Below are 14194 nucleotides of genomic sequence, written 5' to 3' on the forward strand. Positions count from 1 at the left end.
CAGATTCCGCACATGCCATCAGCGCAAACCGTAAAACAACTGAAGCGCGCGAATACTAGCCTATGCCGGTTAACCGCGCCTGTGCGTGCGGCCAACATCAGGCTCTCTCTCGCCGACGAATTCACATAAATCGCTTCAGTATTCGCGCCTTCGGGCGCGAATTTTTTATCTGCGATTCAGCTTTGTACACGCTTGATCATGGTCAATCCGACCAGGCGCGAGACCACCAAAGCCACGTACATCACGCCTGCGAACTGCTCCAGCATGACCAGTGCGCGTGCTTGCGGATGCACCGGCACCACGTCGCTCAAACCCACCCCGGACAGCAAGCTGAAGCTGAGATAAAGAAGCTCCATCCAGGTGCGCAATTCGCTCTCGCTGGTGGCCAGGAAACTGCCCGGGTACCACTGCTGGCAGACCGAGAAGGCGAACGCGAATGCCCAGGCCAACAGGGTGAACGTTGCCCCGGCCGCGAACAGTTCGTCGCGGGTGACCTTGTGGTCCTGGAGCATGTAGGCGGTCAGGCTGCCGGCGGTATAGAAATACAGCAGGCATTCCAGCAACTGGGCGGTGGTGGTGAGGGTGGGCCTGCCGAGCAGTGCCCCGGCGATGGAGAAGACCACCGCCGGGATGGCCAGCAGCAGCGCCAGCCACATGCCCAACGGGCTGCGCCGCACCACCCACAGGGCCAGGCCGAGCACGGCGATGCCGAACGCACCGAACACCGCGCGGCTGGCCCCGGCTTCGTCCATCGCCGGGTACAGCAGCACGCCCAGCAACTGCACGGCCAGCAACCACGCCGACGGATGCCGCCGTGCGATGGCCAGCCACTTGGTGGTACGTGCGATTGCCATGCCAGATCCCTTCCCTGCCCCGTTCGCCGCCGAGCTTAGCGCGCTTGCCGCCCCTGCCGCATGAGCACCGGGGCGACGGCCCGCCGCCCCGGCACCGGCCTCATTCCTGCCGGTAGACCTGCGCGCCGAGCTCGCGGAACTGCGCCGACTTGTCGGCCATGCCCTCCTCGATCGCGTCCCGTTCGGACAGGCCGTGTTCGGCGGCATAGTCGCGCACGTCCTGGGTGATCTTCATCGAGCAGAAATGCGGGCCGCACATCGAACAGAAGTGCGCCAGCTTGTGCGCGTCCTTGGGCAGGGTTTCATCGTGGAATTCCTTGGCCTTCTCCGGGTCCAGGCCGAGGTGGAACTGGTCTTCCCAGCGGAACTCGAAGCGCGCCTTGCTTAGTGCGTTGTCACGCACCTGCGCGCCGGGATGGCCCTTGGCCAGGTCCGAGGCATGCGCGGCGATGCGGTAGGCCATGATGCCGTCGCGCACGTCCTGGCGGTTGGGCAGGCCCAGGTGTTCCTTCGGCGTGACATAGCAGAGCATCGCGGTGCCGTACCAGCCGATCATGGCCGCGCCGATCGCGCTGGTGATGTGGTCGTAGCCCGGCGCGATGTCGGTGGTGAGCGGCCCCAGCGTGTAGAACGGCGCCTCGCCGCATTCGCGCAGCTGCTTGTCCATGTTCTCCTTGATCAACTGCATCGGCACGTGGCCCGGGCCTTCGATCATGGTTTGCACGTCGTGCTTCCAGGCGATTTTGGTCAACTCGCCGAGGGTTTCCAGCTCACCGAACTGGGCGGCATCGTTGGCATCGGCAATGCAGCCGGGGCGCAGGCCATCGCCGAGCGAGAAGGTCACGTCGTAGGCCTTCATGATCTCGCAGATGTCCTCGAAGTGCGTGTAGAGGAAGTTCTCCTTGTGGTGGGCCAGGCACCACTTGGCCAGGATGCTGCCACCGCGCGAGACGATGCCGGTCACGCGCTTGGCGGTCAGCGGCACGTAGCGCAGCAGCACGCCGGCGTGGATGGTGAAGTAATCCACGCCCTGCTCGGCCTGTTCGATCAGCGTGTCGCGGAAGATCTCCCAGGTGAGTTCCTCGGCGCGCCCATCCACCTTCTCCAGCGCCTGGTAGATCGGCACGGTGCCGATCGCCACCGGCGAGTTGCGCAGGATCCACTCGCGGGTTTCGTGGATGTGCTTGCCGGTGGAGAGGTCCATCACCGTGTCGCCGCCCCAGCGGATCGCCCACACCAGCTTTTCCACTTCCTCGGCGATGCCCGACGACACCGCGCTGTTGCCGATGTTGGCGTTGATCTTGGTCAGGAAGTTGCGGCCGATGATCATCGGCTCGCTTTCCGGGTGATTGATGTTGTTGGGCAGTACCGCGCGGCCGCGGGCGATCTCGTCGCGCACGAATTCAGGCGTGATGCGCGTTGGGATGGACGCGCCGAAAGACTCCCCGGGGTGCTGCCTGAGCAGCGCGGCATCGCGGATGGCCTCGATGCGCTGGTTCTCGCGGATGGCCACGAATTCCATTTCCGGGGTGATGATGCCGCGCCGTGCGTAGTGCATCTGGGTGACGTTGGCGCCGGCCACCGCACGGCGTGGCTGCAGCCGCGACGGGAAACGCACCGCGTCCAGGCGTGCATCGGTTTCGCGCGCCCGCCCGAAGCTGGAACTCAGGCCGTCCAGCAGTTCGGTATCGCCCCGCTCGGCCACCCAGCCGGCCCGCAACGGCGGCAGGCCGCAGGAGAGGTCGATGCGCGCATTCGGATCGGTATACGGGCCAGATGTGTCATACACGGTGACCGGCGCGTTCTCTTCCCCACCAAACAGGGTCGGCGTGCGGGTCAGCACGATCTCGCGCATGGGCACCTGCAGGTCGCTGCGTGAGCCGGGCACATGGATTTTGCGCGAACCGGGAATCGGTCGGGTAACCGATTCGGACAGTTGCTGGGCCTGCTGCTGCAGGGAGGAAAGCGCTGCGTTCATGACTTCGTCCTGGATCGGGTTCCGCCCAGGAATAGGCGGAACGGACGAAGCGGCGGCGCACGACGGACGCAACACGGGCGGTCTTCGGGCGGGGCAGCCCTACGGCGCATTGCGTCAGCATTGCGAAGCATCCCTACGCCGGTATCAACCGGATCAGGTTCGAAGGGACTGTCTCAACCGTGGCCACTGGGCCGCGGTACCCCCGCTTCGGGGCGAATTAGACCACAACCCTGACGCAATTGCCGCGCCCGGGCCGAGGCCATGCAGACAGCAGCTGGAACGTGAAAAAGGCGCTGATCTGCCATCCGCTAGAATGCTGCGGCGCGGAATGGCCGTCTGGCTGGTCCGCCCTGGAGTTCCGCAACCGGCATCGACCGGCTTGAATCGCCCCAGCCGCCGCCTCGGCAGCGCTGGAGACGGCAGGCATTCGCTCGCCCCCTTTGTACGGAGAAACTCCTCCATGGTGTTTCGCATTTCCATCGCACTGATCATTGCATTGGTGCTGATCGCCGGCCTCGCGCCCGGCCCCTTCAACGACGTGATCCAGAGTGGCCTGGGCCACATCATCCGCAGCACCGGCTGGCTGTACCTGCTGGTGGTGTTCATCACGCTGTCGTTCCTGATGTACCTGGCCTTCGGGCGGCTGGGCTCGCTGCGCATCGGCGGCGAAGATGCCGAGCCGGATTTTTCCAACGCCAGCTGGATGTCGATGCTGTTCGCCGCCGGCATGGGGATCGGCCTGGTGTTCTGGGGCGCGGCCGAGCCGATCTCGCACTTCGTCAAGCCGCCGGAAGGCCTGGCACCGCAGAGCATGGAGGCGGCCCGCGCCTCGATGCGCTACGCGTTCTTCCACTGGGGCCTGCATCCGTGGGCGATCTATGCACTGATCGGGCTGGCCATGGCGTGGTTCCAGTTCAACCGCAATGGCCGCGGCCTGATCAGTGATCTGTTGCAGCCGGTGATCGGCGCGCACCATCGTGGCTGGATGGGCACGGTAGTGAACGTGGCGGCGGTGGTGGCCACCGCGATCGGCGTGGCCACCACGCTGGGCTTCGGTACGATCCAGATCGCGGCGGGCCTGCATCGCGTGTTCGGCATCCGCGATTCGATTCCGGTGCAGCTGACCATCATCGCGGTGGCGTTCGTGCTGTACATGGCCTCCACCACCAGCGGGGTGAACCGCGGCATCAAGTGGCTGTCCAACTTCAACCTGGGGCTGGCGGCGGTATTGCTGGCGCTGGTGATGGTGCTGGGGCCGACCGGGTTCATCTTCGATACGTTCACCACCACCATCGGGTCGTATCTGAATTCGCTGGTGACGATGAGCCTGCGTATGTCGCCGTTCTCGGGCAGCACGTGGGTGGCCGACTGGACGATCTTCTACTGGGCCTGGTGGATCGCGTGGGCGCCGTTCGTGGGCTCGTTCATTGCGCGGGTGTCGCGCGGGCGCAGCATCCGCGAGTTCGTGCTGGGCGTGGTGATCGCACCGAGCGTGCTGGGCTTCCTGTGGTTCTCGGTGTTTGGTGGCACGGCGCTGTGGTCGCAGATCTTCGGGCACGTGGACCTGGCGCAGGCGCTGGGCAATGGTTATGAGACGGTGCTGTTCACGATGTTCGACAGCCTGCCGATGCCGATGCTGCTGTCGGTTGTCGCATTGGTGTTGTTGATCATCTTCTTCGTGACCTCGGCCGACTCGGCGGTGCTGGTGCTGGCCACGATGTCCACCGAGGAGGCAGGTGACCCGCCGTTGGCGCGGCGGATGGTGTGGGGCGTGGCGATCGCGCTGATTGCCGGTGTGTTGCTGCTGGCCGGTGGACTGACCGCGCTGCAGGGCATGATCACGATTGCGGCCTTGCCGTTCGCGCTGTTGATGCTGCTGGTGATGTGGTCGCTGTACCGGGTGCTGGATATGGAATACGCGTTGCAACGCCGGCGTGCGCAGCGGGCACGGCGGATGATGGACGAGTGGATCGAGCGGGAGATCGCCGCGCAGGAAGAGACGCGGGATGAGGCGGCGCGGGCGCCGTAGTTTGCCTCTGCCATGAGGCCCCGGTTGGGTCGGGGTGGATGGGAGTGCGGGACACGCCGTAAACCCCGCTTCGCGGTCCGGCCCAGCCGCATGCGGCTGTGCGTTCGACCGCATGCGAGGCAGTGCCTCGCAAGCAATGCGCTCTCACCCCTGGGGGCTCGTGGGCGCCATCCATGGCGCCCAACGGTCCCGCACTCCCATCCACCCCGCCCCTGGACACATGGCGGGCGGTGTGGGGAGAGCAGCCGACCAACGGTCGGCTCTACCGTTGGTCCGCCAATTGCATAGCGGGGCGGCGTTATCGCCGATCATTGCCGCGCGTTGCGCGGCCAGCCGACAAACGGTCGGCTCTACCCCGGGTTAATAGCCTGCGGCTTGGCCGTCTTTGCGGCTCTCCGAGGCGCCGTAGTACACGCCGGTGTCCGGGTCGCGCAGGATGGCCTGGTAGCCGCCGTAGGGGCCGTCGGCGAAGGTGACGCGGTGGCCCTTGCGCATCAGCGCGCGCACCGTTTCGTACGGGAAGCCGGTTTCCAGGTTGACCTCGCCACCGTCGCTCATCGCCGTGGCCTGCCCGGTCGGTTCGGTCGAGCCTTCGTGCTGGATGCGCGGCGCATCGCCGGCCTCCTGCAGGTTCATGCCGAAGTCGACCATGTTCATCACGATCTGCGCGTGCCCCTGCGGCTGCATCGCCCCGCCCATCACCCCGAAGCTCATCCAGGGCTTGCCGTCCTTGGTCACGAAGCCGGGAATGATGGTCTGGAACGGGCGCTTGCCCGGCGCGTAGCCATTCGGGTGGTCCTTCTGCAGGACGAACATCTCACCACGGTCCTGCAGGATGAAGCCCAGCCCCGGGGGCGCCATGCCACTGCCCATGCCGCGGTAGTTGGACTGGATCAGCGACACCATCATCCCGTCCGCGTCGGCGACGGTCATGTAGATCGTGTCGCCTTCCTGCAGCTGCTTCGGCGTGCCCGGCTGCACTTCGCGCAGGGCCTTGTCCATCGAGATCAACGCACGCCGCTGCGCCGCGTAGCCCTTCGAGACCAGCCGTTCCACCGGTGCCGGGTGGAACGCCGGATCGGTGTAGAAGCGCGCGCGGTCGGCGAAGGCCAGCTTCTTGGCTTCCACGAACAGGTGCACGTGTTCGGGCGAGCCGAAGGGGATCTTCGAGAAGTCGTAGCCCTCCAGCACGTTCAGGATCTGCAGCGCCGCGATGCCCTGGCTGTTGGGCGGCAGCTCCCATACGTCGTAGCCACGGTAGTTGCTGCTCACCGGTTCCACCCACTCACCGTGGTGGCTGGCCATGTCCTCGTAGCTCAGGTAGCCGCCGTTGGCCTTGAAGTAGCTGCCGATGGTGCGGGCGATGTCGCCCTTGTAGAAGGCATCGCGGCCACCGCGGCCGATCTGTTCCAGGGTGTTGGCCAGGTTCGGGTTCTTCCACATCTCGCCCTTGCGCGGCGCATGCCCGTTGACGGTGAACTGCTCCTTGAAGCCCGGGTACTGCGACAGCTTGGGCACCGAGCGGTCCCAGTAGTAGGCGATCACCTCGGCCACCGGATGGCCCTCGCGGGCGTAGCGGATGGCCGGGGCCAGGTTGTCGGCCATCGGCTTGCGGCCGAAGCGCTCGTGCAGCGCGAACCAGCCGTCCACCGCGCCCGGCACCGAGACCGGCAGCGGGCCGGTGGCCGGGATCTCCTTCAGGCCGCGGCGCTGGAACTCGGCCAGGGTCAGCGACTTGGGCGACCGGCCCGAGCCGTTGTAGCCATAAAGCTTCTGGGTCTTCGGGTCCCACACGATGGCGAACAGGTCGCCGCCGATGCCGTTGCCGGTCGGCTCCATCAGGCCCAGCGCGGCGTTGGCCGCGATCGCCGCGTCCACGGCCGAGCCGCCGCCCTTCATCACGTCCAGCGCGATCTGGGTCGCCAGCGGCTGCGAGGTGGCGGCCATCGCGTGCGGGGCGATCACCTCCGAGCGGGTGGCGAAGGGATGGCCGGTGACGCGGTCGGCGGCACTGGCGGCGATGGGAAGGGCACACAGCACGGCGGCGGCAAGCAGGCCGCGGGCAAGTCGTCGGGACACGGGGGATTCCTGATGGGTGGTAGCCACACCGATAGTGGCGGCAGAGCGGCCGCGATGGCATCCCACAATGGTCATGCCGTGGGCCGCATCGGCACCGAAATCCGCGCAGAACGTGCCTGCAAAATAGTGAATTCGGGTTCACCGCAACGCTTTCAACCGCAACCATCCTTGCGTGGCGGGGCTTTGCGCTGGATGCAGGCGAAACTGTTGGAAATATGCCTGCCAGGGTTGACAGCCTTAAAACCGCTGTGGTTTTCTCGATCTCATGTTGCAGCGCACAGCCATCCGCGAATCCATCGAGCACGCCGACACCGGCGGGGCGTCGATCCGTTCGCTTCTTGTCCTCGTACTTATTACCCAACCAACAGGTGCGGGACGGACCGGCGTGTAAGCAAGACTGCCAGGTATCCATCAAAACCCGCACCCACCCAGGTGCGGGTTTTTTCGTTTCAGAGCCTCCTCATTTTCCTCCCCCTTCCCGAGTTGCCCTTCCCGCCATGACCCGCCCGTCCGCCACCACCGCCTTCATGCCCACCGCCCCCACGGCGGATGCGTGCGGTTGTGGCGCTGCGCGTGCCACCCCTTCCCCTGACTGGCCGACGCGTCGCTGACCGTCGGCCATCTTTTTATTTCCGCCAAAGGACCTCCCCCATGAGCACCAACGACCTGCCCCAGATCAAGATCGCTGTTGTCGGCTACGGCAGCCAGGGCCGCGCCCACGCACTGAACCTGCGTGAATCCGGCTTCGACGTTGTCATCGGGCTGCGCCCGGGTGGCCCCACCGAGGTCAAGGCGCAGGCCGATGGCTTCACCGTCAAGGCCCCGGCCGAGGCGGTCAAGGATGCAGATCTGGTCGCCGTGCTGACCCCGGACATGGTCCAGAAGAAACTGTACGAGGACGTCCTCGCCCCGAACATGAAACAGGGCGCGGTGCTGCTGTTCGCGCATGGCCTGAACGTGCATTTCGACATGATCAAGCCGCGTGACGACCTGGACGTGGTGCTGGTCGCGCCGAAGGGCCCGGGCGCGCTGGTGCGCCGTGAGTACGAGATCGGCCGGGGCGTGCCGTGCATCTGGGCGGTCTACCAGGACCGGAGCGGCAAGGCCGCCGAGTACGCGCTGGCCTATGCGGCCGGCCTGGGCGGCGCACGCGCCAACCTGATCCAGACCACGTTCAAGGAAGAGACCGAAACCGATCTGTTCGGCGAGCAGGCAGTGCTCTGCGGCGGTGCCTCGGCGCTGGTGCAGGCCGGCTTTGAAACGCTGGTGGAAGCCGGCTACCAGCCGGAAATCGCCTACTACGAAGTCCTGCACGAACTGAAGCTGATCGTGGACCTGTTCTACGAAGGCGGCATCACCCGCATGCTGGAATTCATCTCCGAGACCGCGCAGTACGGCGACTACGTCAGCGGCCCGCGCGTCATCGATGCCGGCACCAAGGCGCGCATGAAGGACGTGCTGACCGACATCCAGAACGGCACCTTCACCAAGAACTGGGTAGCCGAGTACGAAGCGGGCCTGCCCAACTACAACAAGTTCAAGCAGGCCGACCTGGAGCACCCGATCGAGAAGGTAGGCAAGGAACTGCGCGCCAAGATGGTCTGGTTGCAAAGTCAAGCCGCGTAACCGCGCGGCTCCCCCACCCGCTTTCGTAAAGGTCACCGCATGAATACCTCCGCACACAGCACCGCGCCCCGCAACGGCGCACGCTGGTTGACGCAGGCCCTGGAAGCCGAGGGCGTGCACACGCTGTTCGGCTACCCCGGCGGCACCATCATGCCGTTCTACGACGCCCTGGTGGATTCAGGGTTGAAGCACATCCTGGTCCGCCACGAACAGGGCGCGGCCCTGGCCGCCAACGGCTATGCCCGCGCAAGCGGCCAGGTCGGCGTGTGTGTCGCAACGTCCGGCCCCGGCGCCTCCAACCTGGTCACCGGCATCGCCGATGCGATGCTGGATTCGGTGCCGATGGTCTGCATCACCGGCCAGGTCGCCACTCCGCTGCTGGGCACCGACGCGTTCCAGGAACTGGACGTGTTCGGTCTGACCATGCCGATCGTCAAGCACAGTTGGCTGGTGCGCTCGGTGGACGACCTGCCGCGCGTGGTCCGCGAAGCCTTCCGCATCGCCCGCGAGGGTCGCCCCGGGCCGGTGCTGATCGACCTGCCCAAGGACGTGCAGATCGCCGATGCCTCGCACCTGCCGGCGCACACCCCGGCCACGGTCAGCCCGCCGCCGGCACCGCAGGACGACGCAGTGGCGCAGGCCATTGCCGCGATCGCCGCCGCCGAAAAGCCGGTGATCTACGCCGGGGGCGGTGTTGCGCTGGGTGATGCGGTGGAGGACTTCCGTGCCTTCGTCGACGCCAGCGCGATCCCCACCGTGCTGACCCTGCGCGGGCTGGGCGCGCTGCCGCCGCAGCATCCGCACTACCTGGGCATGCTGGGCATGCACGGCACCCGCGCCGCCAACATGGCCGTGCAGGAAAGCGACCTGCTGATCGTGGTCGGCGCGCGCTTCGACGACCGCGCCACCGGCAAGTTGAACGAGTTCGCCCCGTTCGCGCGGGTCATCCACATCGACGCCGATGCGTATGAGATCTCCAAGCTGCGCAGTGCCGACATCGCCGTGCCGGGCAACGTGGGCAGCGCGCTGCGTGCATTGACCGCCGCGGCCACCACGCCGGCGTCGCAGGAGGCCTGGCGCAAGCGCTGCGGCAGCCACCGCGAACGCTTCGCCGCCCGCTACGATGCACCGGGCAAGCACATCTACGCCCCGGCGCTGCTGAAGCGGCTGAGCGAGCTGGCCCCGAGCGACGCGATCATTGCCTGCGATGTGGGCCAGCACCAGATGTGGGTGGCCCAGCACTGCCGCTTCAACCACCCGCGTAACCACCTGACCAGCGGCGCACTGGGCACCATGGGCTTCGGCCTGCCGGCGGCGATGGGTGCGCAGTTCGCCTGCCCCGACCGCACCGTGGTGCTGGTGTCCGGCGATGGCAGTTTCATGATGAACGTGCAGGAGCTGGCCACCATCGCGCGGTGCCGCCTGCCGGTGAAGATCGTGCTGCTGGACAACAGTTCGCTGGGCATGGTGCGCCAGTGGCAGGAACTGTTCTTCGCCGAGCGTTACAGCGAGATCGACCTGTCCGACAACCCGGACTTCGCCGCGCTGGCCCAGGTGTTCGGCATTCCCGCCACCCGTATCGAGGCCCGCGACGACGTCGAGGGTGGCCTGGCCGCGCTGCTGGCCCAGCCGGGCCCGGCGTTGCTGCACGTGGCCATCGATGCCCGCGCCAACGTGTGGCCGCTGGTGCCGCCCAACAACGCCAACAGCACCATGCTGGAAAGCAACCCTGCCCATCAGTCCCAGGAGTTCCCCAATGCAATACCGGCTTGACCTGGTGCTGGTTCCCGCCGAGGGCGCGCTGCTGCGCGTGATCGGCATGGCCGAACGCCGCGGCTTCGCGCCGCGCGCGATCGCCGGTGCGCCCAACGCGGCCGACCACGGCCGCTGGCACCTGCAGATGGTGGTGGACAGCAGCCGTCCGCCGGAAACCCTGTGCCGCCAGATCGAGAAGATCTACGACTGTGTTTCGGTGCGCATCAGCGCGCTCGAACCCGGAGTATCCGCATGAACGCCCGCACCGTTGCATCGGTGCCGGTACGGAGGTCTCTTCTCGCAGCACATGGATGTGCAAATGGTGCGCGTGCAGGAGGCACGACGTCGCACCGTGCGCCGTCGCAGCGCGTGCCGCGCCGCGACGATCACCATGGCAGGGTGCGTGATGCCGGCTAGCCGTACCCCGCAGGAACCGGACGTAGGCGACGTAAGCGTCGCCGACGTGCTGGCCGCGCAGGCGCGGCTGCGCCGCTATCTGCCGCCCACCCCGCTGCACTACGCCGAGCGTTTCGGGGTCTGGCTGAAGCTGGAGAACCTGCAGCGCACCGGTTCCTACAAGGTGCGCGGCGCATTGAACGCGCTGCTGGCCGGGCGCGAACGCGGTGACGACCGCCCGGTGATCTGCGCCTCGGCCGGCAACCACGCCCAGGGCGTGGCCTGGGCCGCCTACCGGCTGAACATTCCGGCCATCACGGTGATGCCGCACGGCGCACCGGCCACCAAGATCGCCGGCGTGGCCCACTGGGGCGCCACCGTGCGCCAGCACGGCACCAGCTACGACGAGGCCTACGCCTTCGCGCGTGCGCTGGCCGACCAGCACGGCTACCGCTTCCTGTCTGCGTTCGACGACCCCGACGTGATCGCCGGGCAAGGCACGCTGGGCATCGAACTGGCGCCGCATGCGCCGGACGTGGTGATCGTGCCCATCGGCGGCGGTGGCCTGGCCTCCGGCGTGGCGCTGGCGCTGAAATCGCAGGGCGTGCGCATCGTCGGTGCCCAGGTCGAAGGCGTCGACTCGATGGCCCGCGCCATCCGCGGCGACGTCCGGGAGATCACCCCGGTGGCCACCCTGGCCGACGGCGTCAAGGTGAAGATTCCCGGCTTCCTGACCCGCAAGCTGTGCAGCGCGCTGCTGGACGATGTGGTGATCGTGCGCGAGGCCGAGCTGCGCGAAACCCTGGTGCGGCTGGCCCTGGAAGAACATGTCATCGCCGAGGGCGCCGGTGCCCTGGCGTTGGCCGCCGGCCGCCGCGTGGCCGGCAAGCGCAAGTGCGCGGTGGTCAGCGGCGGCAACATCGACGCGATGGTGCTGGCCCAGCTGCTGGCCGACATCCGCCCGCGCCCCCCGCGCAAACCCCGCCGCCGTGCCAGCGAGCGAACGCGACTACCGCTGCCCACCGCGCTCGCCCCACCCAAGATTCCCGCCGCTTCCCCTTCCTTTGTGACCCCATCCGACATCGCTGTCGAGGAGACCTCCTGGTGACCACGCCCAACTCCCCCCGCATTAGAATTTTCGACACCACCCTGCGCGACGGCGAGCAATCCCCCGGCTGCAGCATGACCCCGCCGCAGAAGCTGGTGATGGCCCGCGCCCTGGCCGAGCTGGGCGTGGACATCATCGAAACCGGCTTCCCGGCCAGTTCGCAGTCCGACCGCGAAGCGATGACGCTGATCGGCCGCGAACTGCGCCAGACCACCCTGGCGGTGCTGTCGCGCTGCCTGGCGACCGACATCGAAACCTCGGCCAAGGCGCTGGAAGCGGCCGCCCATCCGCGGCTGCACCTGTTCCTGTCGACCAGCCCGCTGCACCGCGAGCACAAGCTGCGCATGAGCCGCGAGCAGGTGCTGGAATCGGTGCACAAGCACGTCAGCCTGGCCCGCGGTTACGTGGACGACGTGGAGTTCTCCGCCGAGGACGCCACCCGCACCGAAGAAGACTTCCTGATCGAGGTAGCCCGCGTGGCCGTGGCCGCCGGTGCCACCACCATCAACCTGCCCGACACCGTGGGCTTCACCACCCCCGAAGAGATCCGCGGCATGTTCCAGCGGGTGATCGCCGGGGTGCCCGACAGCGACCGCATCATCTTCAGTGCGCATTGCCACAACGACCTGGGCCTGGCCGTGGCCAACTCACTGGCAGCCATCGAAGGCGGCGCGCGGCAGGTGGAGTGCACCATCAACGGCATCGGCGAGCGCGCCGGCAACTGCTCGCTGGAAGAGATCGCCATGGTGCTGAAGGTGCGAAACGCCTTCTACGAGGAAGACACCCGCATCAACACCCCGCGCATCGTGTCCACCTCGCAGCTGCTGCAGCGTCTGGTCGGCATGCCGGTCCAGCGCAACAAGGCGATCGTGGGCGCCAACGCGTTCGCGCATGAGTCGGGCATCCATCAGCACGGCATGCTGCGCCACCGTGGCACCTACGAGATCATGCGTCCGGAAGACGTGGGCTGGGAGTCCTCGCAGATGGTGCTGGGCCGCCACAGCGGCCGCGCCGCGGTTGAACAGCGCCTGCGTGCGCTGGGCTTCTGGCTGGACGAGGACGAACTGAAGCACGTGTTCGAACAGTTCAAGGCACTGTGCGAGCAGCAGCGCGTGGTCACCGACGCCGACCTGCAGGTGTTGATGCAGGGCAGCGCCACCCAGAACGGCTACCGCCTGGCCTCGATGACCATCAGCGACGTGGGCAGCCGTGCCAACGCCCTGGTGGAACTGTCCGACCCGGACGGCAACCGCGTGGCCGAAACCTCGCAGGGCGATGGCCCGGTGGATGCGCTGTTCGGCGCGCTGTCGGCAGCCACCGGCGTGCAGCTGATGCTGGACAGCTACCACGTACACAGCGTCGGTATCGGTGCCGATGCGCGTGGCGAGGCCAACCTGAGCGTGCGCCACGACGGCGTGGAGTACGAAGGTACCGGCACCAGCCGCGACATCATCGAAGCCTCCGCACTGGCCTGGCTGGACGTGGCCAACCGCCTGCTGCGCCAGCGCAACGCCACCGCCGAACAACCCGCGGCCAGCGCCGCGGCATAAGGAGTTTCCATGAGCGCCTTCGACAGCTTCGACACCCCCGGCACGGATGCCCACCCGTGGAACGCCCACGACTACGCCATCGACGCCGGCTTCGTGCCCGTGCTCGGCGGCGCGGTGGCGCGGCTGCTCGACCCGCAGCGCGGTGAGCGCATCCTCGACCTGGGTTGCGGCGACGGCGTGTTGAGCTTCGACCTGGCCCTCAGCGGCGCGCACATCACCGGCGTCGACGCCTCGCCGGAACTGATCGGCGGTGCGCGCGCTCGCGGCATCGAGGCGCACGTCATGGATGCCCATGCCATGACCTTCGACCGCCAGTTCGATGCGGTGTTCAGCAACGCCGCCCTGCACTGGATGCGCGGCGCCGACCAGGTGATCGCCGGCGTTGCCCGCGCGTTGAAGCCGGGCGGCCGCTTCGTCGCCGAGATGGGCGGGCACGGCAACGTCGTGGCCATCACCAGCGCGCTGCAGGCCGCCCTGTGCAGCAACGGCCACGCGGTGCCGGCGTTCCCGTGGTACTTCCCCACCGCCGACGACTATGCCGATCGCCTGCGCGCGCACGGCTTCCAGGTGCGCTACATGGAGTCGCAGGTGCGTCCCACCGCACTGCCCACCGGCATGCGCGGCTGGCTGCGGACCTTCGCCCCTCCGTTCCTGGCCGGCCTGGACGCCACCCAGCGCCAGCACGTCATCGACGCTGCGGTCGCGCTGCTCGAACCGACCCAGTGCGACGGGAGCGGCCAGTGGACCGCCGATTACGTGCGGCTGCGCTTCGACGCGCGCCTGCGCACTGTTTGATCCATCTTTGACACGCACACAGCA

Annotated in this window: 10 protein-coding genes and 1 riboswitch; of the genes, 7 read left to right on the forward strand and 3 right to left on the reverse strand. The window is 67.3% G+C overall.

The features are described from left to right. Positions 1–176: 176 nt before the first annotated feature. Positions 177–854, reverse strand: a complete 678-nt coding sequence (locus ACZ0AE_RS16300; protein ID WP_463601615.1) for an ion channel — start codon at positions 852–854, stop codon at positions 177–179. 100 nt (positions 855–954) lie between these two features. Then, positions 955–2832 carry a phosphomethylpyrimidine synthase ThiC gene (gene thiC, locus ACZ0AE_RS16305; RefSeq protein WP_463601616.1) on the reverse strand — a complete coding sequence of 626 codons (1878 nt, stop codon included), beginning with the start codon at positions 2830–2832 and terminating at the stop codon, positions 955–957. Between the two features lie 112 nt (positions 2833–2944). Beyond that, positions 2945–3046, reverse strand: a riboswitch (TPP riboswitch). Between the two features lie 246 nt (positions 3047–3292). Here thiC and ACZ0AE_RS16310 point away from each other — a divergent pair. Next, positions 3293–4861 (forward strand): BCCT family transporter, encoded by a 1569-nt coding sequence (locus tag ACZ0AE_RS16310; protein ID WP_463601617.1) that lies wholly within the window; start codon positions 3293–3295, stop codon positions 4859–4861. A 360-nt stretch (positions 4862–5221) separates the two neighbouring features. On the opposite strand, the gene ggt is transcribed toward ACZ0AE_RS16310, so the two are convergent. After that, positions 5222–6940 (reverse strand): gamma-glutamyltransferase, encoded by a 1719-nt coding sequence (gene ggt, locus ACZ0AE_RS16315; RefSeq protein WP_463601618.1) that lies wholly within the window; start codon positions 6938–6940, stop codon positions 5222–5224. 651 nt (positions 6941–7591) lie between these two features. Between ggt and ilvC the strand changes: the two genes are divergently transcribed. The 6 genes from ilvC to ACZ0AE_RS16345 all read left to right on the forward strand — a co-directional run bounded on the left by ilvC (position 7592) and on the right by ACZ0AE_RS16345 (position 14170). Continuing rightward, positions 7592–8566, forward strand: coding sequence for a ketol-acid reductoisomerase (gene ilvC, locus ACZ0AE_RS16320; protein WP_038686400.1), 975 nt, complete (start codon positions 7592–7594; stop codon positions 8564–8566). A gap of 39 nt (positions 8567–8605) precedes the next feature. Continuing rightward, positions 8606–10339, forward strand: a complete 1734-nt coding sequence (ilvG, locus tag ACZ0AE_RS16325) for an acetolactate synthase 2 catalytic subunit (RefSeq protein ID WP_038686398.1) — start codon at positions 8606–8608, stop codon at positions 10337–10339. Continuing rightward, entirely contained in the window at positions 10323–10577 is a 255-nt protein-coding gene (locus tag ACZ0AE_RS16330) for an ACT domain-containing protein (protein WP_463601619.1), read from the forward strand. The genes ilvG and ACZ0AE_RS16330 overlap by 17 nt, the downstream gene beginning before the upstream one ends. A 150-nt stretch (positions 10578–10727) precedes the next feature. Beyond that, complete coding sequence (locus ACZ0AE_RS16335) at positions 10728–11825, forward strand: threonine dehydratase (protein WP_463601620.1); 1098 nt, start codon at positions 10728–10730, stop codon at positions 11823–11825. After that, the gene (locus ACZ0AE_RS16340; RefSeq protein ID WP_425598293.1) at positions 11822–13375 is read left to right on the forward strand and encodes a 2-isopropylmalate synthase; all 1554 of its coding nucleotides are present in this window, start codon (positions 11822–11824) and stop codon (positions 13373–13375) included. The genes ACZ0AE_RS16335 and ACZ0AE_RS16340 overlap by 4 nt, the downstream gene beginning before the upstream one ends. A 9-nt stretch (positions 13376–13384) precedes the next feature. Beyond that, the gene (locus ACZ0AE_RS16345; protein ID WP_463601621.1) at positions 13385–14170 is read left to right on the forward strand and encodes a methyltransferase domain-containing protein; all 786 of its coding nucleotides are present in this window, start codon (positions 13385–13387) and stop codon (positions 14168–14170) included. Positions 14171–14194 lie beyond the last annotated feature (24 nt).

The organism is Stenotrophomonas sp. AC248 (assembly GCF_979258185.1).

Excerpts from the sequence above, each read along its gene's own strand:
- ACZ0AE_RS16300 (WP_463601615.1), bottom strand. The coding sequence starts at position 854 with ATGGCAATCGCACGTACCACCAAGTGGCTGGCCATCGCACGGCGGCAT.
- thiC (WP_463601616.1), bottom strand. The coding sequence starts at position 2,832 with ATGAACGCAGCGCTTTCCTCCCTGCAGCAGCAGGCCCAGCAACTGTCC.
- ACZ0AE_RS16310 (WP_463601617.1), top strand. The coding sequence starts at position 3,293 with ATGGTGTTTCGCATTTCCATCGCACTGATCATTGCATTGGTGCTGATC.
- ilvC (WP_038686400.1), top strand. The coding sequence starts at position 7,592 with ATGAGCACCAACGACCTGCCCCAGATCAAGATCGCTGTTGTCGGCTAC.
- ilvG (WP_038686398.1), top strand. The coding sequence starts at position 8,606 with ATGAATACCTCCGCACACAGCACCGCGCCCCGCAACGGCGCACGCTGG.
- ACZ0AE_RS16330 (WP_463601619.1), top strand. The coding sequence starts at position 10,323 with ATGCAATACCGGCTTGACCTGGTGCTGGTTCCCGCCGAGGGCGCGCTG.
- ACZ0AE_RS16335 (WP_463601620.1), top strand. The coding sequence starts at position 10,728 with ATGCCGGCTAGCCGTACCCCGCAGGAACCGGACGTAGGCGACGTAAGC.
- ACZ0AE_RS16345 (WP_463601621.1), top strand. The coding sequence starts at position 13,385 with ATGAGCGCCTTCGACAGCTTCGACACCCCCGGCACGGATGCCCACCCG.